Annotated in this window: 22 protein-coding genes; 9 read left to right on the top strand and 13 right to left on the bottom strand. The window is 65.4% G+C overall.

Translation table 11 applies throughout. The features are described from left to right. Positions 1–61: 61 nt before the first annotated feature. Both SOM26_RS01345 and epsC read right to left on the bottom strand, forming a co-directional pair. Complete coding sequence (locus tag SOM26_RS01345) at positions 62–394, bottom strand: DUF2794 domain-containing protein (RefSeq protein ID WP_320450934.1); 333 nt, start codon at positions 392–394, stop codon at positions 62–64. Continuing rightward, the gene (gene epsC / locus SOM26_RS01340) at positions 394–1077 is read right to left on the bottom strand and encodes a serine O-acetyltransferase EpsC (protein ID WP_320450933.1); all 684 of its coding nucleotides are present in this window, start codon (positions 1075–1077) and stop codon (positions 394–396) included. Before epsC ends, SOM26_RS01345 begins: the two co-directional genes overlap by 1 nt. A 155-nt stretch (positions 1078–1232) precedes the next feature. Between epsC and SOM26_RS01335 the strand changes: the two genes are divergently transcribed. Continuing rightward, on the top strand, positions 1233–1997 hold the full coding sequence (locus SOM26_RS01335; RefSeq protein ID WP_320450932.1) for a sulfite exporter TauE/SafE family protein: 765 nt from the start codon (positions 1233–1235) through the stop codon (positions 1995–1997). Between the two features lie 120 nt (positions 1998–2117). On the opposite strand, the gene ahpD is transcribed toward SOM26_RS01335, so the two are convergent. Then, on the bottom strand, positions 2118–2639 hold the full coding sequence (ahpD, locus tag SOM26_RS01330) for an alkylhydroperoxidase, AhpD family (protein WP_320450931.1): 522 nt from the start codon (positions 2637–2639) through the stop codon (positions 2118–2120). A 123-nt stretch (positions 2640–2762) separates the two neighbouring features. Next, positions 2763–3308, bottom strand: coding sequence for a peroxiredoxin (locus SOM26_RS01325; RefSeq protein ID WP_320450930.1), 546 nt, complete (start codon positions 3306–3308; stop codon positions 2763–2765). A gap of 155 nt (positions 3309–3463) precedes the next feature. On the opposite strand from SOM26_RS01325, the gene SOM26_RS01320 reads away from it, so the two are divergent. The 3 genes from SOM26_RS01320 (at position 3464) to SOM26_RS01310 (ending at position 5782) form a co-directional block, all read left to right on the top strand. Further along, entirely contained in the window at positions 3464–4366 is a 903-nt protein-coding gene (locus SOM26_RS01320) for a hydrogen peroxide-inducible genes activator (protein ID WP_320450929.1), read from the top strand. Positions 4367–4442: 76 nt separating this feature from the next. Further along, complete coding sequence (locus SOM26_RS01315) at positions 4443–5066, top strand: fasciclin domain-containing protein (protein ID WP_320450928.1); 624 nt, start codon at positions 4443–4445, stop codon at positions 5064–5066. A 152-nt stretch (positions 5067–5218) separates the two neighbouring features. Continuing rightward, positions 5219–5782 carry a fasciclin domain-containing protein gene (locus tag SOM26_RS01310; protein ID WP_320450927.1) on the top strand — a complete coding sequence of 188 codons (564 nt, stop codon included), beginning with the start codon at positions 5219–5221 and terminating at the stop codon, positions 5780–5782. Positions 5783–6004: 222 nt separating this feature from the next. On the opposite strand, the gene SOM26_RS01305 is transcribed toward SOM26_RS01310, so the two are convergent. The 3 genes from SOM26_RS01305 to pgsA are packed head-to-tail and all read right to left on the bottom strand — an operon-like array spanning position 6005 to position 7250. Then, entirely contained in the window at positions 6005–6442 is a 438-nt protein-coding gene (locus SOM26_RS01305; protein ID WP_320450926.1) for a molybdenum cofactor biosynthesis protein MoaE, read from the bottom strand. Beyond that, a complete protein-coding gene (gene moaD, locus SOM26_RS01300) occupies positions 6439–6696 on the bottom strand; it encodes a molybdopterin converting factor subunit 1 (protein ID WP_320450925.1) in 258 nt (85 codons plus the stop codon). Before moaD ends, SOM26_RS01305 begins: the two co-directional genes overlap by 4 nt. Continuing rightward, positions 6696–7250, bottom strand: a complete 555-nt coding sequence (gene pgsA, locus SOM26_RS01295) for a CDP-diacylglycerol--glycerol-3-phosphate 3-phosphatidyltransferase (RefSeq protein ID WP_320450924.1) — start codon at positions 7248–7250, stop codon at positions 6696–6698. Before pgsA ends, moaD begins: the two co-directional genes overlap by 1 nt. A 114-nt stretch (positions 7251–7364) precedes the next feature. Between pgsA and SOM26_RS01290 the strand changes: the two genes are divergently transcribed. Beyond that, on the top strand, positions 7365–8675 hold the full coding sequence (locus SOM26_RS01290; RefSeq protein ID WP_320450923.1) for an MFS transporter: 1311 nt from the start codon (positions 7365–7367) through the stop codon (positions 8673–8675). On the opposite strand, the gene SOM26_RS01285 is transcribed toward SOM26_RS01290, so the two are convergent. The 5 genes from SOM26_RS01285 to SOM26_RS01265 form a co-directional block, all read right to left on the bottom strand. Then, complete coding sequence (locus tag SOM26_RS01285) at positions 8676–8843, bottom strand: hypothetical protein (protein WP_320450922.1); 168 nt, start codon at positions 8841–8843, stop codon at positions 8676–8678. 96 nt (positions 8844–8939) lie between these two features. Beyond that, entirely contained in the window at positions 8940–10643 is a 1704-nt protein-coding gene (locus SOM26_RS01280; protein ID WP_320450921.1) for a cation acetate symporter, read from the bottom strand. Continuing rightward, on the bottom strand, positions 10640–10996 hold the full coding sequence (locus SOM26_RS01275) for a DUF485 domain-containing protein (RefSeq protein WP_320450920.1): 357 nt from the start codon (positions 10994–10996) through the stop codon (positions 10640–10642). The genes SOM26_RS01280 and SOM26_RS01275 overlap by 4 nt, the downstream gene beginning before the upstream one ends. Before the next feature lie 53 nt (positions 10997–11049). Beyond that, the gene (locus SOM26_RS01270; RefSeq protein ID WP_320450919.1) at positions 11050–12366 is read right to left on the bottom strand and encodes a sigma-54-dependent transcriptional regulator; all 1317 of its coding nucleotides are present in this window, start codon (positions 12364–12366) and stop codon (positions 11050–11052) included. Beyond that, entirely contained in the window at positions 12363–14153 is a 1791-nt protein-coding gene (locus SOM26_RS01265; protein ID WP_320450918.1) for a sensor histidine kinase, read from the bottom strand. The genes SOM26_RS01270 and SOM26_RS01265 overlap by 4 nt, the downstream gene beginning before the upstream one ends. Positions 14154–14356: 203 nt before the next feature. On the opposite strand from SOM26_RS01265, the gene SOM26_RS01260 reads away from it, so the two are divergent. From SOM26_RS01260 to SOM26_RS01250, 3 genes are all read left to right on the top strand, one after another. Continuing rightward, positions 14357–15682: a dicarboxylate/amino acid:cation symporter gene (locus SOM26_RS01260; RefSeq protein WP_320450917.1), complete on the top strand. Its 1326-nt coding sequence runs from the start codon at positions 14357–14359 to the stop codon at positions 15680–15682. Positions 15683–15795: 113 nt separating this feature from the next. Next, positions 15796–17280, top strand: a complete 1485-nt coding sequence (locus tag SOM26_RS01255; RefSeq protein ID WP_320450916.1) for an alginate export family protein — start codon at positions 15796–15798, stop codon at positions 17278–17280. Between the two features lie 37 nt (positions 17281–17317). Further along, complete coding sequence (locus SOM26_RS01250; RefSeq protein ID WP_320450915.1) at positions 17318–18610, top strand: MFS transporter; 1293 nt, start codon at positions 17318–17320, stop codon at positions 18608–18610. A gap of 4 nt (positions 18611–18614) precedes the next feature. Here SOM26_RS01250 and mtnP read toward each other — a convergent pair whose 3' ends face one another. Next, entirely contained in the window at positions 18615–19493 is an 879-nt protein-coding gene (gene mtnP / locus SOM26_RS01245; protein ID WP_320450914.1) for an S-methyl-5'-thioadenosine phosphorylase, read from the bottom strand. 410 nt (positions 19494–19903) lie between these two features. Between mtnP and SOM26_RS01240 the strand changes: the two genes are divergently transcribed. Next, positions 19904–20536 carry a TetR/AcrR family transcriptional regulator gene (locus SOM26_RS01240; protein ID WP_320450913.1) on the top strand — a complete coding sequence of 211 codons (633 nt, stop codon included), beginning with the start codon at positions 19904–19906 and terminating at the stop codon, positions 20534–20536. Positions 20537–20566: the final 30 nt, after the last annotated feature.

Raw genomic sequence — 20566 nt, 5'->3', positions numbered from 1 at the left:
CCCTCACCCGGCTGTAATAAGGCGCCGGTTCCCACCCAGGGGACCGGCGCTTTTCATTGGCTTATTCGTCGACCAGTTTCATCAGCCGCCGCTCGACCGGGGCGAGTACGGGGCCCAATTCATGGCCCCGCTTCAGCACGGCCCCGCCCTCCCCGATCAGCGCCCACATGCCCTGACGATTGCGCAGCGCCGGTCGCTTTTCGATGCGATATTCGGGTCGCTCGGCAGCCCGTCGAAAGGCGGAAAAGATCGCCGCGTCCCGGCCCAGGTCCATCGCATAGTCGCGCCAATGGCCCGCCGCCACCATGCGGCCATAGAGGTCGAGGATACGGTTCAACTCGGCCCGCTCGAAGCCGACCTGGCCGGGGGCCTTCGGAAACGGCAGAACTCCCATCAGGCCCGGTCGCGCCGCTCTTCCTGTTCGGCCAGCACCGCGTCCAGCCGACGCCGCATCGTCTCCAGTTCGCAGCGCATCATCTCGATCTTCTGGGTCTGCGGATCGAACATTTCCGAACAGGGCGTGCCATAGGGCACGAAGCGCCGCTCAGGGGCCGCGCCGCCTTCCACCACCGTCGGGCGGGCGGGGATGCCGACCATGACCGCGCCTTCGGGCACGTCACGCGTGACGACCGCATTCGCACCGACGCGCGCGCGCGGTCCGACGATGATCGGGCCCAGCACCTGCGCGCCCGAACCGACGATCGCCCCGTCCATCAGCGTCGGGTGACGCTTGCCCGCCACACCATTGTCCGGGCTCGTCCCGCCCAGCGTCACGCACTGATAGATGGTGACGTCGTCGCCGATCTCGGCCGTTTCGCCGATCACCACGAAACCATGGTCGATGAAGAAATTGCGGCCGATCTTGGCGCCGGGATGAATGTCGATCGCGGTCAGGAAGCGGGTGAAGTGATTGACCAGCCGCGCCAGGAAGAACGCCCGCCCCTTGTACAGGCGATGCGCGATCCGGTGACCGGCCAGCGCCCAGACACCAGGGTATAGCAGGATCTCCGCGCGCGAATGTGGCGCAGGGTCGCGCGCCCGGATCGAATCAAGATAGGCGGCCAATCGGCTCGGCATGAGCAGTCCCCAGATGCGATAGGAGCATTTAGGCATGCTATCGCTTGAAATCCAGATAGTCGCGCTCGGCGGCTCCCCGCCACAAACTCTATCTTTGTTGCAGCGTTGCTGTCGACACGGCATGGCCCGCCGCGAAGGACACGTAAGGAGAGACGATGGACCCGACGAGTACCGAACTGATCCATATCCTCCCCTTCGTGGGCGTGGGCTTTGCCGCACAGGTCGTCGATGGTGCGCTGGGCATGGCCTTTGGCGTGATTTCCAATACCCTGCTCATCAGCCTGGGCGTGCCACCCGCCGCCGCCTCGGCGGGGGTGCACAGCGTCGAGACGTTCACGACCGCCGTGTCGGGCATCAGCCATGCGGTGCATCGCAACGTCAACTGGCGACTGTTCCTGCGCCTGATGATCCCGGGCGTCATCGGCGGCGCATTGGGTGCCTATGTGCTGTCGAACATCGACGCCGCCGTCGTGAAGCCCTTCATCCTGGCCTATCTCACGGCGATCGGCCTCTACCTGCTGATCCGTGCATGGCGTCACAAGACGAACGCGCGCGAGCCGAAGGTGGTCGAGCCGCTGGGCTTTATCGGTGGGTTCCTGGATGCGGCGGGTGGCGGCGGCTGGGGGCCGGTCGTGACCTCGAACCTGCTGGCGCAGGGTGCGGCACCACGCACGACAATCGGCACGGTGAACACCGCCGAATTCTTCCTGACCGCCACCATCTCGGCAACGTTCATCACCCAGCTCGGCTGGGGCGCGTTCACCATGGCGACGGTGGGGCTGTTGATCGGCGGTGTCCTGGCAGCACCCTTTGGCGCGATCCTGGCCAAGCGGGTTCCGGCCCGCACGCTGCTGACCCTGGTGGGCACGATCCTGACGCTGACGAGCCTTTGGGGGCTGTACCAGGCGATCACCGCCTGACTCGTTCCTCCCCTGTCGGGAGGGGTGGCAGCCCGAAAGGCTGATGGAGGGGTGTCACGGCCAGTGGCGACGCCCCTCCGTCACCGCCCTCCCCAAGCCAGGCCTGGGGAGGATCGGGTTTCAAGCGATTGCCGAATGAACGGTCGCAACCGCCTGCATAACCGCTGCGATCCGTACCGAACTCTGGATGATCTCGGCCGAGACCCCGGCCTTCTTCAGCACCGCCTCATGCGCGTCGATGCACATGCCGCAGCCGTTGATCGCCGAGACCGCCAGGCTGAACAGCTCGAAATCGACCTTGTCGATCCCAGGCGCCGCGATCACGTTCATGCGCAGCTTGGCGGGCAGGTTGCGATATTCCTGGTTCCCGGCCAGGTGCGTGAAGCGATAATAGACGTTGTTCATCGCCATGACCGCCGCCGCTGCCCGCGCCGCATTGGCCGCCTCGGCGGACAGCTTGGGGGCGCATTCGGCCTCCGCCGCCTCGACCAGCGGCTTGTGCCCAGTGCCGTGGGCACAGGCCAGCAACAGGCCGTATTTGCGCTGATCATTAAGCAGTTGCTCGTTCAGCAGCGAGCCGACGTTCAGGCGGATATCCTTGGCGAAGTCGGGCAACTGCCCGGCAAATTCCTTGAGCGACATGGATAAATGCTCCGGATGAACGACGCCCCAGTCCGGGCCGCCGATCGATCAGAATCGGCAACCCTCGCCGGGGCGTCGGAAAATATGGGAGTTCGGGGGCGTCACCGCCCCCGAACCAAAGGCTTACTCGGCGGCGAGCTGGAGGACGTCGTCGCCCTTGTTCCAGTTGCACGGGCACAGCTCGTCGGTCTGCAGCGCGTCGAGCACGCGCAGCGTCTCGGCCGGGTTGCGGCCGACGTTCAGGCCGTTAATCGTGACGTGCTGGATGACATTGTCGGGATCGATGATGAACGTCGCGCGATAGGCGACATGCTCGTTCTTGTCGACGATGCCCAGCGCGTCGGCCAGGACGCGGCCATTGTCCGCGATCCAGGGGAAATCGGCGGCGGCCAGATCCGGGTCCGACTTGCGCCAAGCCAAGTGAACATGCGCGGTGTCGGTCGATGCGCCGATCAGCACGGCGTCGCGATCCTCGAAATCACCCTTCAGTTCGGAATAGCCGACGATCTCGGTCGGGCACACGAAGGTGAAGTCCTTCGGCCAGTAGAAGAGAACCTTCCACTTGCCGGGATAGGAAGTGTCGCTGATCGTCTCGCCCGCGGGGAGGGCGTTCGTCCCCTGCTGGACGGGAACGGTGAATGCGGGGAGCTTGTCTCCAACGGTCAACATGGCAATAGCCTCCATTTCTTCCCAAAAGTCGGCTTCAGCCATCCTCGTCCGGCATCGGCGGTGGACCGCCTGTATTCGTAGCGGTGACGGATATGGGGACTGGCGCCTGCGATCCAACAAGCTATTTGTCAGATCGCAATCGACTGAGGCGATCAATGGCCGCAACCTACCTACCGACGTTAAAGCAGCTGCAATATCTCGTGGCGCTGCAGGACCATGGCCATTTCGGCCGGGCCGCCGATGCGTGCTTCGTGACGCAGTCGACCCTGTCGGCGGGCCTGCGCGAGTTGGAGACGCTGATCGGCGTCACCCTGGTCGAGCGGACGCGGCGCGTGGTGCGCTTCACGCCGCTGGGCGAGCGGATCGCGGACAAGGCGCGACGAGTGCTGCGCGAGGCGGACGAGCTGGGCGATATGGCGCGCGCCGCCGGGCGCCCCTTGTCGGGTGAGATGCGCATGTCGGTCATCCCGACCATCGCACCCTTCATGCTGCCGCATATCCTGCCCCGCCTGCGCCGCGATTTTCCGGACCTGAAGCTGTTCCTGCGCGAGGAGCCGAGCGGCCCCGCCTGCGAACGCCTCCACAATGGTCGCACCGACTGCGTGTTGCTGGCGCTGCCCTATGCCTGTGGCGAAGTGACCGCCGAGCCGTTGTTCGACGATCGCCTGTACGTCGCCTTTCCGACCGCCGAGAACCTCACGCCGCCCGCCGCCATTCCCGCCTCCGCGATCGACGAAGCGCGACTGCTGCTGCTGGAGGACGGCCATTGCCTGAAGGATCACGCCCTGGCCGCATGCAACCGCCCCGAGTTGCGCGCCGAGGCGACGATGCTGGGCACCTCGCTCCACACGATCGTCCAGATGGTCGACAATGGGCTGGGCATGACGATGCTGCCGGAAATGGCGCTGCGTGCTGGTATTCTGAACAATACCAGCATCACCGCGCGGCCCCTCGATGCGGAGAACGCGATGCGCAAGATCGCGCTGGTATGGCGTCGTGCCAGCCCGCGCGAAAAGGATTTCCGCCTGCTCGCCCAGGTTCTTTCCGAAGCGGCCTGAGCCCCACCCGCGCAACCCGAGACGGGCCGGGCGCGTCTAGTCCCGTGACCCCGTCCATCCGAAGGAGATTTCGCCCATGACCCTCAACGCACGGCGCATGATCGCGCTTCTGCCGATCGTCGCACTGGTCGGGCTCGGCGGCTGCGGGCGCGGGCGCGACGAGCGGGCGGCCCCGGCGACACCGTCGACCGCCAGCGCTCCCATCGAGGCACCGGCCCCCGCCCCCATGGATCAGGCCATGGCACCGACCCGCACCATCCTGGACAATGCGGCGGCGACGGCGTCGCTATCCTCCTTCGTCGCGGCGGTGCGCGCGGCGGGCCTGTCGACGACGCTGGCCAGCCCCGGCCCCTACACCGTCTTCGCGCCGTCGAACGAAGCCTTTGGCCGCCTGGCCTCCGGCGTGCTCAACCAGCTGCTCCAGCCTGCCAACCGGGACTCGCTGGTCCGGGTGATCCGGTTCCACATGGTGCCCGGCACGGTCGGCGTCGCCGAGCTGCAACGGCGGATCGCCGCGGGGAACGGCACCGCCACGTTGATGACCGTGCAGGGCGAGCCGTTGACCGTCACCATGACCCAATCGGTCATCACGCTGACCGATGCGGGCGGCAACAAAAGCTATGTCGAGGCAGGCGATCTGGCCCAGGCCAACGGCGTCGTTCACATTGTCAATGGTGTATTGGTGCCGAAATTGGATTAAGTGCGTTACTCCCGGCAGGACGGCCGTTTCGGTTGCCGAACGGTTGTCCTGCCCTTCACCATGTGGCGCCAGGTGATTACGCCGCGCCTCCAGAAGAACGGGAGTATGCTTTCATGTTGAAGACCTTTGCCATCCTCGCCTCTGTCACGGCCATGAGCGGTGTCGCTGTTGCGCAGACGACGCCCGCGCCGGCAGCGCCAGCAGCACCGCAGACGATGCCCGCCCCGGCGGCACCGGCGGGCGCCGTGACCCCGGCCGCGACCGGCACCATCGTCCAGATCCTGGCCGCGACGCCCGATCGCAGCACGTTGGCCAAGCTGGTGACGACCGCCGGTCTGACGGCCGATCTGTCGGGTCCCGGCCCCTTCACCGTCTTTGCCCCGAGCAACGAGGCGTTCAGCCGCATGCCCGCAGGCGCGATCGACAATCTGAGCAAGCCGGAGAACAAGCCGGTCCTGGCCACGATCCTGAAATATCATGTCGTTCCGGGCAAGCTGACCGCCGAGCAGCTTAAGTCGCAGATCACGGCGGGCAACGGCACCGCCACGCTGACCACGCTGGCGGGCCAGCCGCTGACGGCGCAGATCGGCCCGAACGGGAACATCATGCTGACCGACGTGAACGGCCAGAAGGCCTATGTCGACAAGGCGGACGTCAACGCGACCAATGGCGTTGTCCACCTCACCAACGGCATCAACGTGCCGAAGATCGGCTGACCGACCGGTTATCGCGAATGAGGGAAAGGCGGGGCTTCGGCTCCGCCTTTTTCGGTACAGTTTGATCCGGCCAAGCTGAAGCAACCACCCCAGCGGAGGCCGGAGTCCAGTTGGGCGCGTGCTTACAATGGTCCAGCGCCCTCCATTGATGAGGCCTTCGCAACTGGAGCCCGGCCTCCGCCGGGGTGGCTGGACGATAGTTCAGGTCAGGTGGATCAAACTCTAACTCCAGCGCTCCGCCGCCGCCGTGTCGCTATCCCGTACCTCGACCCAGCGTGCATCATCGCCGCGCGTTTCCCGCTTCCAGAAAGGCGCGTCCGTCTTCAACCGGTCGATCAGATAGGCGCACGCGTCCAGCGCATCCCGCCGATGCGGTGCGGCAGTGAGGACCAGGACGATCCGCTCACCCGGCCGCATCGGGCCGACGCGGTGGACGATCGTGGCCGCCTGAAGCGACCACCGCTCCGATGCCGTCCGGGCGATCCGATCCAGCGCGGCCTCGGTAGCGCCGGGATAATGCTCAAGCTCCAGCTGATCGACACCGTCATCGGCGCGGACGAGGCCGCAAAAGCTGGCCACGGCACCGACATTGCCGCCTTCTACCCGGACCGTCTCGGCTGAGAGGTCGATGGGATCGCGGGACACCAGGATGCGGATCATCCGCCCGTCACCGGCGGAAAGATCGCGACCTCCCGCGCACCGACGATCGATGCGTCGGTGCCGACGAAATTCTGGTCGACCGCTGCGCGCAGCCGTTCTGGTTCCGCCATCGCCTCGGCATAGCCGCCGCCGCGTTTGGCCAGCCAGCCGATCAGGTCCGCGACCGTCACGACCTCGGCCGGTGGGGTCACCACTTCCTCGGGCTGCCCGATCCGTTCCCGGACCCAGGCGAAGTACAGGATCGTCAACGACATCAGCTATCCATATGTTTTAGGCCGACGCGCAGGTAATCCCAACCGGTCACGATGGTCAGCACCGCCGCGCCCCACAGGGCAGCAAGCGCGGCGATGTGCAGCCACGGCCAGTTGGGCAGCGCCCCGCCCAGGATCAGGCCGCCCAGCGAGATCAGCTGCAACGTCGTCTTCCACTTGGCCAGTCGCGACACGGGCACGGAAACCTGCAACTGCGCCAGGAATTCACGCAGGCCCGACACCGCGATCTCGCGCAGCAGGATGACCAGCCCGGCGATCACGCTCCACCCGCTCAGGACCTGAACCGCGACCAGCACCAGGATGACCGATGCGACCATGATCTTGTCGGCGATGGGATCCAGAAAAACGCCCAGCTTCGACACCGCACCCTGGGCACGGGCGAGATAGCCATCGAAATAATCGGTGATGCCCATCAGGCAGTAGAGGGCGAAGGCGATGCCATATCCCAGTGCCCACTCCGGCTGCCACAGCAGCGCCGCCAGCAGCGGCACGGCCAGGATTCGGGAAAGCGTCAGGAGGTTGGGCAGCGTCAGCATGTCGCCTTCTAACCGCTCGTTCGCCCATGACAAACCGCTTTAACCGGTTGGCGTCACGCACGCGCATGGTTATGTTGTCGTCATCCTGTTGCCACGATCGGGCCATTTTTCGTTATGCTCAATGCCCTCGGGCTTCTCAAGCGGCGCCGGTTCCTGCCGCTGTTCACCACCCAGTTCCTCGGGGCGTTCAACGACAATCTGTTCAAGACGTCGATGGTGTTGTTCGCGACCTATGCGATCTTCACCGATCCCCAAGCCGAATTCTATTTCAACTCCGCCGCGACCGCCGCGGCCATCCTCCCCTTCGTATTCCTTTCGGCGATGTCCGGACAGCTGGCGGATGGACATGACAAGGCGCGGATCGTGCGGATCGTGAAGACGGTCGAGATCGGGATCATGATGATCGGCGCCGCCGGGCTGCTGATCGCCAAGGCGGGCTATACGATGACCGGGCTGTCGCTGATGCTCGGCACGGTCCTGGCGCTGGGCATCCACTCGACATTCTTCGGGCCGATCAAATATGCGATCCTGCCCCAGCATCTGGAGCCCGAGGATATTCTCGGCGGCACCGGGCTGGTCGAGGCGGGGACGTATCTGGCGATCCTGCTCGGCACCGTCGCGGCGGGGTGGATCCCGGTCGAGGCCGCGGCGATCGGGGTGCTGATCGTGGCGGTGCTGGGCTGGTTCACCGGCCGCCAAGTGCCCCCCGCCCCGCGCGAAGGGCCGCCGATCAAGCTGAACTACAACCCCTTTACCGCGTCGTGGCAGCTGATCTCCGCCACGCTGCACATCCGTCGCCTGTTCCTGGCGATCGTGGCGATCAGCTTCTTCTGGACGATCGGTGCGGTCCTCATCATCATCTTCCCGCCGCTGGTGAAGAATGTCCTGACCGCCGACAAGGAGGTGGCGAGCCTGGCCATCGCGATCTTCTCGGTCGGGGTCGCGATCGGGTCGGTGGTCATCAACACCATGCTGAAGGGCGAGATCTCGGCGCGCTATTCGCCGATGTCGGTCATCGCCATGGGGGCCTTCGTCGTCCTGTTCTCGCTGCTGTGCCGCAACTGGACGCCGGCACCCGATGGCGGCCTCTATAGCTGGCAGGCCTTCCTGGCGCAGCCGCGGGCGATCGGCATCCTTGCCGCACTGCTCGCCATCGCGACGACGGGAGGGATGTTCGTGGTGCCGCTCTATGCGTTTCTGACGACCACCGTCGAAAAGGACCAGACGGCGCGCACGGTGGCGGCGAACAACATCGTCAACTGCTTTGCAATGACGGTCGGCTCGGTCGCGGTATTCGGGATCAGCGCGGCGGGGGTCACGCCCGCCGACATGCTGTTCGTGGTCGCGGGCATGTGCCTCGTCTCGGCATGGCTGGCGCTTCGCCTGCACCGGGCGTGCGACGACGGTTGTGTCCGCCCCGCCTGATCAGAAGATGAAGCTGTAGAAACACACGAAGAAGGCGGTGAAGCTGAGGACGAACAGGCGAATATCCTGATCGTCGTCCCGACGGCTCCGTGGAAGCACGGGCGGGGGAAGCGAGCGCCGAAAGGGGTGGCGGGCAGCTTCATTGGTCAGGACGAGGCGGCGTTTCATGGCGCGATGTTAACGCCGCGTTGACCATTCCGGCATCCGGGGATTTGCCGGGTGTTTGTACCCGCCGCCCCGTTTAGGGACAGCGGGTACGACAACTCAGTGCTGGTGCGCAGACGAAGCGCCGATCCCCGTTTCGGACCGGATGCGCTGCGCCCGATATCCTGCGCGATCGACCGCCGCACGGCCCGTCCGGTCGGTGAACGACACCAGCCAGATCGTCAGGAACGCCAGCGGCATCGAGAAGATGGTCGGCGATCCGTAAGGGAAGATCGGCGCCGCATGACCCAGCACCGCGACCCAGATCGCCGGCGACAGGATGGTCAACACGAGCGCGGTCAACAGCCCGACCAGCCCACCGGCAACGACACCCCGCGTCGTGCAGCCCGACCACAACAGCGACAGGAACAGCACCGGGAAGTTGGCCGACGCCGCCAGGGCGAAGGCCAGGCTGACCATGAAGGCGACATTCTGTTTCTCGAACAGGATGCCGAGCAGGATCGCCACGACGGCAAGAACCAGCACCGTGATCCGCGACACCCGCAGTTCGGAGGCGGAGTCGGCTTTCCCCTTCTTGATGACCGTCGCATAGAGGTCATGGCTGACCGCCGAGGCGCCCGATAGGGTCAGGCCGGCGACGACCGCCAGGATGGTCGCGAACGCCACCGCCGAGATGAAGCCCAGGAACAGGTTGCCGCCGACCGCCTGCGCCAGATGGATCGCAGCCATGTTGCTGCCGCCGCGCAAGGCGCCGTCGGCGTCCAGGAAGCCCGGATCGGTCGCCACCAGCACGATCGCGCCGAAGCCGATGACGAAGGTCAGGATATAGAAATAGCCGATCCAACCCGTCGCCCACAGCACCGAGCTGCGCGCCGCCTTGGCATTGGGCACGGTGAAGAAGCGCATCAGGATATGCGGAAGGCCCGCCGTCCCGAACATCAGCGCGGCCCCGATCGAGATGGCCGATATGGGGTCCTTGATGAACCCGCCCGGTCCCATGATCGCCTGGCCCTTCGCCACCGCTTCGTCCGGTCCCGCGCCTGCCAGCGCGGCAAGCGCCGTCTTCACCTCGATCGCACGGGCGAACAGCGCCTCGGGGCTGAAGTCGAAACGGGCCAGCACGGCGACCGCCATGAAGCTGGCCGCACCGAGCAGCATCATGGCCTTGACGATCTGAACCCAGGTGGTCGCCGTCATGCCCCCGAACAGCACGTACATCGTCATGAGCACGCCGACGATGACCACCGCATAGCCATAAGGCAGGCCGAACAGCAGCCGGATCAACTGCCCCGCCCCGACCATCTGCGCGATCAGGTAGAACAGGACGACCAGCAGTGTCGAACAGGCCGCGACCATGCGCACCGGCGTCTGGGCGAAGCGGAAGGACGCCACATCGGCAAAGGTGTAACGGCCCAGGTTGCGCAGCCGCTCCGCCATCAGGAAAAGCAGGATCGGCCAGCCGACGAGGAAACCGATCGAGTAGATCAGGCCGTCATAGCCATCCGCATAGATCTGCGCCGAAATGCCCAGGAACGATGCCGCCGACATGAAGTCGCCAGCGATCGCCAGCCCGTTCTGAAAGCCGGTGATGCCACCGCCCGCCGTATAGAAGTCCGATGCCGTCTTCGTCCGGCGTGCCGCCCAGCGGGTGATCGCCAGGGTCAGCGCGACAAAGGCCGCGAACATGCCGATCGCGGTCCAGTTCGTCGCCTGTTGTGTCGTCGGGCCGATGGCATGGGCCTGCGCCGCCGACCATGGCAGCAGGGCAAGTGGCACGGCCGCCATCGCGATACGCGCCCTCATGCACCATACTCCGCCCGCAGCGCATCGATGACCGGATCAAAATCGCGATTGGCCCGCCAGACATAAAGGCCGGTCAGACATATCGCGAGGGCGATGACGCCCAGTCCGATCGGGATGCCCCAGCTCGTCGCGCCACCGCTGACCGACCCGGCCAGCAGCGCCTTGTCGAAGGCGATGGTTAGGACGAAGCCGAAATAGACGGCCAGCATGACGATCGTCAGGATCGTGGTGAACCGTCCTCGCCTGCGTATCAGCGCGATGTAGCGCGGATCGCGCGCCAGACGGTCTGCGGCATCCTCCATGGCATTCTCCAATCCCCGCACCGCACCTGTCGGCGGCGTCGTGGCGGTCATGCTCCCCCGCCCCGCCGGTCGCGTCAAGGAAATTGGGGGCAGGACCATAGCGGTCAGGCCCGATTGGGGCGATAGGCGTTCAGGTCGATGCCATGCCGGGCCACCTTGTCGTAAAAGGTCTTGCGCGGAATGCCGAGGATCGCGAGCGCGGCCCGGACGTCGCCCGCGACCTCCTCCAGGACCGAGCGGATCGTCGCCCCCTCGAACTGCTCCACGCGCTCGGGCAGCGGCAGCGGATCGCCGTTTTCCGGGCTGTCGCCGAACAGGCCGAGCGCGACGCGGTTCGCGTAATTGCGCACCTCGCGCACATTGCCGGGCCAGTCGTGCGACAAGAGCCGCGCCTGGATCGCGCCGTCGATCATCGGCACCGGTCGCCCGAACCGCTCCGCCGCCTCGCGCAGGAAATGGGCGAACAGCAGCGGCACGTCGGCGCGCCGCTCGCGCAGGGGCGGCACGCGCAGCCGGACGGCATCCAGGCGGTAGAGCAGGTCGGCGCGGAATCGGCCCTCGGCCACTGCACGCGCCAGATCGGACTTCGCCGTCGCGACGATCCGCAGGTCGAGCATCTGCGGATCCTCGGCCCCGATCGCGCGCACTTCCCGCTCCTCGACGACCCGCAGCATGCGGCCCTGCAACGCCGGGGCCATGCTGTCCACCTCGTCCAGGAACAGCGTGCCGCGATGTGCCGCCGCGATGCGCCCTTGATGGCGGCCATGCGCCTGGCCGAACAGTTCGTCCTCGGCAATCGCCTCGGGCAGCGCGGCGCAGTCGACCGCGACGAACGGCCGGGTGCGGCGACTGCTCCACCGGTGGAGCAGCAGCGCGACCAGCTCCTTGCCCGTCCCCGTCTCTCCCTCAACCAGCACATCGACATCGGCCTGCGCGACCTGCCGCACCGTCTCCCGCAGCCGCATCATCACCGGAGTATCGCCGATCAGCGGATATGCGCCCTGCGCCTCCTCCGCCGCCAGCCGCAACCGGCGATTGTCGAGGACGAGCCGCCGCATCTCCAGCGCGCGCTCGGCGCTGGCGATCAGGTGATCGGCGGCAAAGGGCTTGGCGACGAAATCGAACACCCCCTGTTTCAGCGCGGCAACCGCCATCGGCACGTCGCCATGCCCGGTCATCAGGATGACCGGAATTTCGGTATCGACCGCCGCCACCCGCCGGGCCAGCTCGATACCGTCGATCCCCGGCATCCGAATGTCGGACACGACCATCCCGGCGAAATCGGCGGTGATTGCCTCCAGCGCGGTCAGGGGATCGCCATGCGCCTCGACTTCGATCCCGGCAAGTTCGAACGACTGGGCCAGGGCCTGGCGCAGGACGGTGTCGTCATCGACCAGCAAGACGCGCATCGCCTCGCTCATGCCCGACGCATCCGAATGCGAAAGCCCGCGCCGCCCAGGGTCGAGGGGGTGATCTCCAACATACCGCCAAACTCCGTCATGATGTCGCGCGCGATCCCCAGCCCCAGGCCCAGGCCGTCGGGCTTGCCGGTCACGAAGGGCGTGAAGATCTCGGTCGCGATCGCCGGATCCAGTCCCGGCCCATTGTCCTCTACGGTCAGCTCGACGCCGTCGGGCCCGTCCGATACGGTCAACCGAACACGCGGCGACGGCCGACCCGCCACTGCGTCGAGTGCATTCTGGAGCAGGTTGACCAGCACCTGCTCCAGCCGGACCCGCCCGGCCTTGACCACCGGCAGGCGCTGTCCGCTCGGCCTCTCCAGTGCGACGCCTGCCGTGCGGAATCGGTCACCGATTAGCAGCATGGTGCCGTCCAGCACTTCGTCCAGCGACACCGGGCCCAACCCGTGCGTGCCCCGTCTGGCGAAGCGCCGCATCTCCTGAACGATCGAGCCGATCCGCTCGGTCAGCTCAACGATGGTCGCCAGATTGCCCGCCGCCTTGTCCGGCTGGGTCCGCGACAGGAAGGTGCGGGCATTGTCGGCCAGCGTACGGATCGCGGCGACCGGCTGGTTGATCTCGTGCGCGACGCCCGCGGTGATCGAGCCCAGCGAACCCAGGCGATTGGCCTGCGCCAGTTCCTCTCGCGCGGCACGAAAGCGCTGGTCGGCGCGAATACGCTCGGTGATCTCGACGGTCAGGCGATCATTGGTCGCGCGCAGCTCGGCGGTGCGTCGTGCGACCTCTTCCTCTAGCGCTTCGCGCGCCAGAACGGCGCGCTCGGCACGGGTCCGCCGCCAGATGAAGACGACGCTCAGGCCGAACAGCCCGATGACGAGAAGTGCTGTGGCCGAGCGGACCCAGCCGTCCGCCTCACGCAGCGCGGGCTTGGTCGGCACGATATGCAGCAATCGCCAGCCGGGCAGCGGCGCCGGGGCATCGCCGACCACGAACACCGCGCCATCCCGATCCGTCGCCCGGTCGCCGGAGACGCGATAGGGGCCGGGGCGCAGCGGCTGGACGCCGAACTGCTGGCTTTCCTCGATCGCGGCACGCAGCGCCGGACTGACGGGACGAAGCAGGCCGAAACGGGCATGGGGGTCGGTCGTGACCGCGGTCACGCCGTGATTGTCGACCAGCAGCGTCGCGCCCGGATCACTGGTCCAAGCTTGGACGATCCGGTCGAACTCCACCTTCACGACGACGACCCCATCGGGCGCGCTGGCCGATCCGATACGCCGCGCCAGGAACAGGCCGGGCCGGTGGCTGGTATTGCCGAGCGCGAAATATTCAGACGTGCCGGTGTGCATCGCCTGTCGGAAATAGGGGCGAAAGCCATAGTCGCGGCCGACGAAACTGTCGGGCTCGCCCGCGTTCGATGCGGAGATCGTCCGCCCCTTTTGATTGATCACATAGATGACCGGTGCCCCCGTCCGCTCCGCCAGGCCACGCAGCTTGTCGTCCAGCCGCCGTGCGGCCTGTTCCGATCCGTTGCGCAGCGCCTCGCCGACATCGGGATATTCGACCAGGACGATGGGCAGCAGGCGGAAACGTTGCAACTCGCTGTTGAGCAGCCGCTCCTGCTGACGCGCGATCCGCGACGCATCGGCACGAAGATCGGCCATCGCCTGACGATGGGCATAAAGCCGCAAGCCCACCGCCGCGGCAAAGGCCAGTATCCCCACGCACAATAGCGGCAGTGCATAGCGGCGCAGGTAACGGCGCGTCAGGGTGAACGGGGGCAGCATGTGTGCGGAATATCGCAACCATCGCGCCTACGCTATGCGAAATTTCGCTTATCCATTGCGAATGTTTTATATTTTGTCGTTTTTTTCAGTGTCTTGATCATCTCAAGGAATCCTTTGTACGGAATGGGGAACTTCCGCACACTGCATGCAACCCGGAACGCGGCTTACCGCGTCCGACCCTTTTGCAGAGGATGATGAAAGCCGTGATTGCTCAAGATTATGCCGTAGCCGAGGCGCCCAAGCGGGCACGCGTCTGGTCCCATCTCTATGTCCAGGTGCTGGTCGCGATCGCATTGGGTGCGATCATCGGCCATCTCTGGCCCAGCTTCGGCGAATCGCTGAAGCCCATCGGCGACGCCTTCATCAAGCTGGTGAAGATGATCATCGCCCCCGTGATCTTCCTGACCGTCGTCACCGGCATTGCGGGCATGCGCGAACTCGGTTCGGTCGGCCGCGTCGCGGGCAAGGCTTTTTTCTATTTCATCACCGTCTCGACCTTTGCGCTGATCGTCGGCCTGATCGTCGCCAACGTCGTTCAGCCGGGTGCCGGCATGAACATCGATCCCGCCACGTTGAAGGTCGGGTCGATCGCCGAATATACCGCCAAGGCGCATGACACGACCGTCACCGGCTTCCTGCTGGGCATAATCCCCGACACGCTGATCAGCGCCTTCACCCAGGGCAACATCCTGCAGGTCCTGATGGTCGCTATCCTGTTCGGCATTTCCATGGCACTGGTCGGCGATCCTGCCCGTCCGCTGCTCAACAGCCTGGAGCGGATCAGCGTTGTCGTCTTCCGCATGGTCGGCATCCTGATGCGCGCCGCGCCGATCGGTGCCTTCGGTGCCATCGCCTTCACCATCGGCAAGTACGGCGTCGGCAGCCTGGTCAATCTGGGCGCGCTGGTCGCGACCTTCTACCTCACCTCGATCCTGTTCGTCGTCGTCGTCCTGGGCACCATCGCCCGCGCCAACGGCTTCTCGGTCCTGAAGCTGATCCGTCACCTGAAGGCCGAGCTGCTGCTGGTCCTCGGCACCTCGTCCTCCGAAGCCGCGCTGCCCAACCTTCTCGTGAAGATGGAAAAGGCGGGTTGTGAAAAGTCGGTCGTCGGCCTGGTCGTCCCCACCGGCTACTCGTTCAACCTGGACGGCACCAACATCTACATGACGTTGGCCGCGCTCTTCATCGCCCAGGCCTGCGGCGTTGATCTGTCGCTGGGCCAGCAGTTGGCCCTCCTCCTCGTCGCGATGCTCTCGTCCAAGGGTGCAGCTGGCGTCACCGGCGCAGGCTTCATCACGCTGGCCGCTACCCTCTCGATCGTGCCGGACGTGCCGGTCGCGGGCATGGCGCTGATCCTGGGTGTCGATCGCTTCATGTCCGAGTGCCGCAGCCTGACCAACTTCATCGGCAACGCGGTCGCCACGGTCGTGGTCGCGCGCTGGGAAGGCGCCCTCGACAAGGATGCCCTGAACGCCGCTCTGGACGGTCGCCCCGCCCTTCCCGCGACAGCACAGCCCGTCATCGCCTGAACCGAAACGATGCCCCGCCGATCTTTTGACGATCGGCCGGGCATTTGGTTTACCATCGGGTGATATGCCACTGCCGTGATTGCAGAACGTTACGATTGAGGGGGACTACCATCATGAAACGCATTTGGCTCGCCGGGACGGCCCTGGCGGCGTCGGGGCTGGCCGTTGCGCCCGCCACGGCGCAGACCGTGACGCCCAAGGCCGCAGCGGAACCCGCCAGCCCGGCCAGCACCGCCTACCCGACCAGCGCCGCCGGAGACGGCAACACCGTTGCGGGTTACAACCAGTCGCGCTGGGCCGAGGACTGGCGCAAATATTGCGATCCCGCCAAGCGCGACGATCCCATCGACGCGCTGAAGTGCGTGAAGCTTACCCAGGATGGAAAGTCCTATGTCACCTTCTCGGGCGAGCTGCGCACCCGGGTCAACATCACGACCAATCCCAATCTGCGTGAAGTCCAACAGCAGCGGCAGGACATCGCCCGCATCGTCGGCGGTGCCGACGTCCATCTGGGCGATCATTTCCGCGTGTTCGGCGAACTCGGCCGAGCCGAGCTCCAGGGCATCAACCTGGGCGCCCCCGGCGGCAATCTGCGCAACCAGTTGGCGGTGCAACAGCTCTTCGCCGAAGTGAAGGGCAAGGTCCTGGACCTGGACGTCGGCGTGCGTGCGGGCCGTCAGGAATTCTTCGACGGGCCGCAGCTGCTGACCGTCGGCCGCGACAACAACACGCTGTTCTTCGTCCTGGACGGTGTCCGGGCCTATGCCCGTGGCAAGGACGCGCGGGTCGATATCTTCGACCTGAACTACGTCACCTATGGCTTCAAGGGCATCGGCGACGACAAGACGAACCCCGATGTGCGCTTTTCGGGTGCGACCTTCGGTTTTCGCCTGTCGCCCAAATTGTTCGGCAATTCGAAACTGTATCTCGATCCCTTCATCTGGCGCTTGCGCAACCGCCGGGCCGTATGGGGGCCGACGACCGCGCTCGAGGAGCGGTATTTCCTGGGCCTGCATGCCTATGGCGATGCCGGACCGGTCAATATCGACTGGACCGTCAACAACCAGCGGGGCACCTTCAACAACCGGCCGATCTCGGCATGGCAGACCTTCATCGCGCAGAGCTATCGCCTGGGTAAGAAGCCGGATGCGCCACGGGTCGGCGTCCACTTCGACTATGGCTCGGGTGGTGGCGCGTATCAGCGGACGGGTGAGCTCAACACGACCAACGGCCTGTTCGGCAACAATATCTATTACAGCTATGGCCTGTTCCTGACGCCGACCAACCTGCTGTACACCGCGCCGAATTTCACCTTCACCCCGGTCAGGGGCCTTCGCCTGGCGACCGAGTACGGCTTTGCCTGGCGGCCGGACGAGTTCGACGCGGTCTACCGCGCCAACGGCACCGCCCTGCCCGGCACGCAGAACGTCCGTGGCAAGAAGGTGGCCGAGGTCGCCCGCCTGCAGGCGACCTGGACGATCACGCCGCGCCTGTCGTTCGTGGGGCGTTACGAGCACTTCAAGGCGGACACCGTCTTGCAGCGGGCCAACCTGAAAAGCTCGGATTTCTGGGCGGGATGGTTGAGCTTCCGCTTCTAAGCGATAAGAACGACCAGACAAAAAAGGGGAGTAGACCATGTCCAGCGCCACCGCCGATTCCAATCGGCATCGCCTGAAATCCATCATCGGGGGGTCGACCGGCAATCTGGTCGAATGGTTCGACTGGTATGTCTACTCCGCCTTTACCCTCTATTTCGCACCGCATTTCTTTCCGTCGGAGAACCGGACCGCGCAGTTGCTGAGCGCGGCGGCGGTCTTCGCCGTCGGCTTCGTCATGCGGCCGATCGGTGCCTGGGTGATGGGCATCTATGCCGATCGCAAGGGCCGCAAGTCGGGCCTGACCCTGTCGGTCACGCTGATGTGCCTGGGCTCGCTGATCATCGCCGTGACGCCCGGCTATGCGACGATCGGGCTGGCCGCCCCCGCACTGCTGGTGCTCGCGCGCCTGTTGCAGGGGCTGTCGGTCGGCGGCGAATATGGCGCCAGCGCGACCTATCTTTCCGAAATGGCGGGCAAGGACCGGCGCGGCTTCTTCTCGTCGTTCCAATATGTCACGCTGATCTCCGGCCAGCTGCTCGCGATCTGCGTCCTCCTGATCCTGCAATCGACCATGACCGAGGCCGCATTGGACGAGTGGGGCTGGCGCATCCCCTTCGCACTGGGCGCGGTGCTGGCGGTCGTCGTCTTCTATATCCGACGCGGCCTGGCCGAGACCAAGAGCTTCGAGAACGCGAAGAAGGACGGCGCGCCGCAATCGGGCCTGATCCAGCTCTTCTCCAAGCACCCCAAGGAGACGATGACGGTCATGCTGCTGACCGCCGGGGGTACGCTCGCCTTCTACGCCTATTCGATCTACATGCAGAAGTTTCTGGTCAACACCAGCGGCTTCAGCCGGGAAGTCGCCAGCCAGATCAACGCCATCACGTTGTTCGTCTTCATGCTGTTGCAGCCGGTGGCGGGCGGCCTGTCCGACCGGATCGGGCGCAAGCCGCTGATGATCGCGTTCGGTATTGCGGGCGTACTGCTGACCTATCCGATCTTCTCCACGCTGGAGACGACGCGTGATCCGATCGTCGCGGGCGCCCTGGTGATGGGCGCGCTCATCATCGTGACGGGTTACACCTCGATCAACGCGGTGGTGAAGGCCGAGCTGTTCCCCGCCCATATCCGCGCACTGGGCGTCGCCCTGCCCTATGCGCTGGCCAACACCATCTTCGGCGGAACGGCGGAATCGGTTGCCTTGCTGTTCAAGAAATGGGGCTTCGAGCAGGGCTTCTACTGGTATGTCACCGCGATGATCGGCATTTCGCTGATCGTGTACCTGCGGATGCGCGACACCCGCTCGCACAGCCAGATCGTCGAGGACTGATCCCTCAGCCGCCGCGCGCGGTCAGCACCCGCGCCACGATCGGGCCAAGGCTCTCCGCCCTGGCCCGATTGATATGCGAGGAATGCGTGATGAGGGCATGATCGAGCACCGTATCGATCGGTGAGGCCGTCCGCTCCGCAGGCAGCAACGCGGCCAGTTCCATGACCAGCGCCCGCGCGGTGGCGGCATTGGCACCCAGTTGCGCCAGCACCGCATCAACCTCGACATGCGCTTCGTCCTCGCGCCAGCAGTCATAGTCGGTGACCATGCCGATCAGCGCGTAAGGCAGCTCTGCCTCGCGTGCGAGCTTGGCCTCGGGCATGGCGGTCATGCCGATCACATCGGCACCCCATTGGCGGTAGAGATGGCTTTCGGCACGGGTCGAGAATTGCGGCCCCTCCATGGCAAGATAGGTTCCGCCATGGACCATCCGCGCCCCCGCCCGTTCGCCCGCCTGCGCCGCCAGGGTCGACAGGCGCGGACAGACCGGATCGGCCATCGAGACATGCGCGACCAGGCCGCCCCCGAAAAAGCTGCTCTCGCGGTGGACCGTCCGGTCGATAAACTGATCGACCGCGACGAAATGACCGGGCGGCAGTTCCTCGCGCAGCGACCCGATGGCGGAGATGGCCAGCACGTCGGTGCAGCCTGCCAGCTTCAATGCGTGGATATTGGCACGGGCGTTCACTTCCGTCGGCGCTAGGCGATGGCCCCGACCGTGGCGAGGCAAGAAGACAAAACGAACCGCTCCGATCCGCCCCCGCACCAGCATGTCGGAGGGTTCCCCCCAAGGCGTGTCGATGCGCAACGTCTCCACATCGTCCAACGCGTCGATGGCATAGAGCCCGGAGCCACCGATGATCCCGATCGTCCAGTCCGTCATCGCGCTCTCCCGTTGCATATCCAAAGCCGACTAGGCGATGGGCGCTCGCAAAGCAAAAGGGCGCACGGGTCTGCGCCTCGACCAGATCGCGAACCTTGGCGGTGCGGATCGCCTTGGTCCGGCCGGGCGGCTCGATGATATTCGGTGCGGCCCCTCGCGCCGCAGTTGGCGGTCGTCGCTGGCGGCGGAGGCCCTGGAGGCTGTGGTTACCACCCCTGCCCGCCAGCCATGAGTGCCGAAGTCATGGCGAAGGATGAAGCATACGTGAAAAATTTCGACACGTCGTGAAACTCCCTGATGCACATGACGTTTGAATTACTGAAATCCCCTGTTTTTCGCACTCGCACAAAAGACACTGGCAAGTGCATTTAAGTTTGACGTGGGTATTCGGAGGCCGCAGTAAGGGGATCATGGCCATTACCAAACGGACCGCTGGACGCCCGACCCGCGAACAGGCGCAGCATATCGACGACATCATTCTGTCCGGGGCTCGCGAGGCATTCTGCTCGCAGGGCATCGAGGGTACGTCGATGGAAGAAATCGCGCTGTCGGTCGGCGTCAGCAAACATACCATCTATCGCCGCTATGCGGGCAAGATGGCGCTGCTGGACGCGGTCGTCACCCGTGATCTAGACCGGTTGAACCAGGCGATGCTCGACGATGCGACGGGCAACAACCCGCTCGAGCGGTTGAAGAATTCCGCACGCCGGTTCTTCTTCTTCTGTGTCGAGCCGGATTCGGTCCGCTTCATGGCCTTCCTTACGTCGGAGGCGATTTTTTCCGAGGAACTGCGCCAGCGTTTCGCCACCTGGGACCGGGTTCTGTCCGGCCCCATCATCGCGTGCGTCGGCGCTTCGCAGGAAGCCGGGCTGTTGCGCGCCGACGAAACGCCGCTCGCGCTGTTCAGCCTGCTGGCGGACATTCTCGACGGCCCGGGTCGCCGGATGCAGTTCGACCTGCCCGATCCCTTTGCCGGCCTGACCCCCGACCAGTTTTTCGAGCATCGCTGGTCGGTTTTCCTGAAAGTCGCGACCTCGGCATGATCGGGCGGGGGTGACGGGCCGCGATCGATC

Source organism: Sphingomonas sp. CFBP8993, from assembly GCF_034044895.1.
Taxonomy (GTDB): Bacteria; Pseudomonadota; Alphaproteobacteria; order Sphingomonadales; family Sphingomonadaceae; genus Sphingomonas.
Note: the sequence above shows the minus strand (reverse complement) of the source record. Positions and strands in the feature narration are given on the sequence as shown.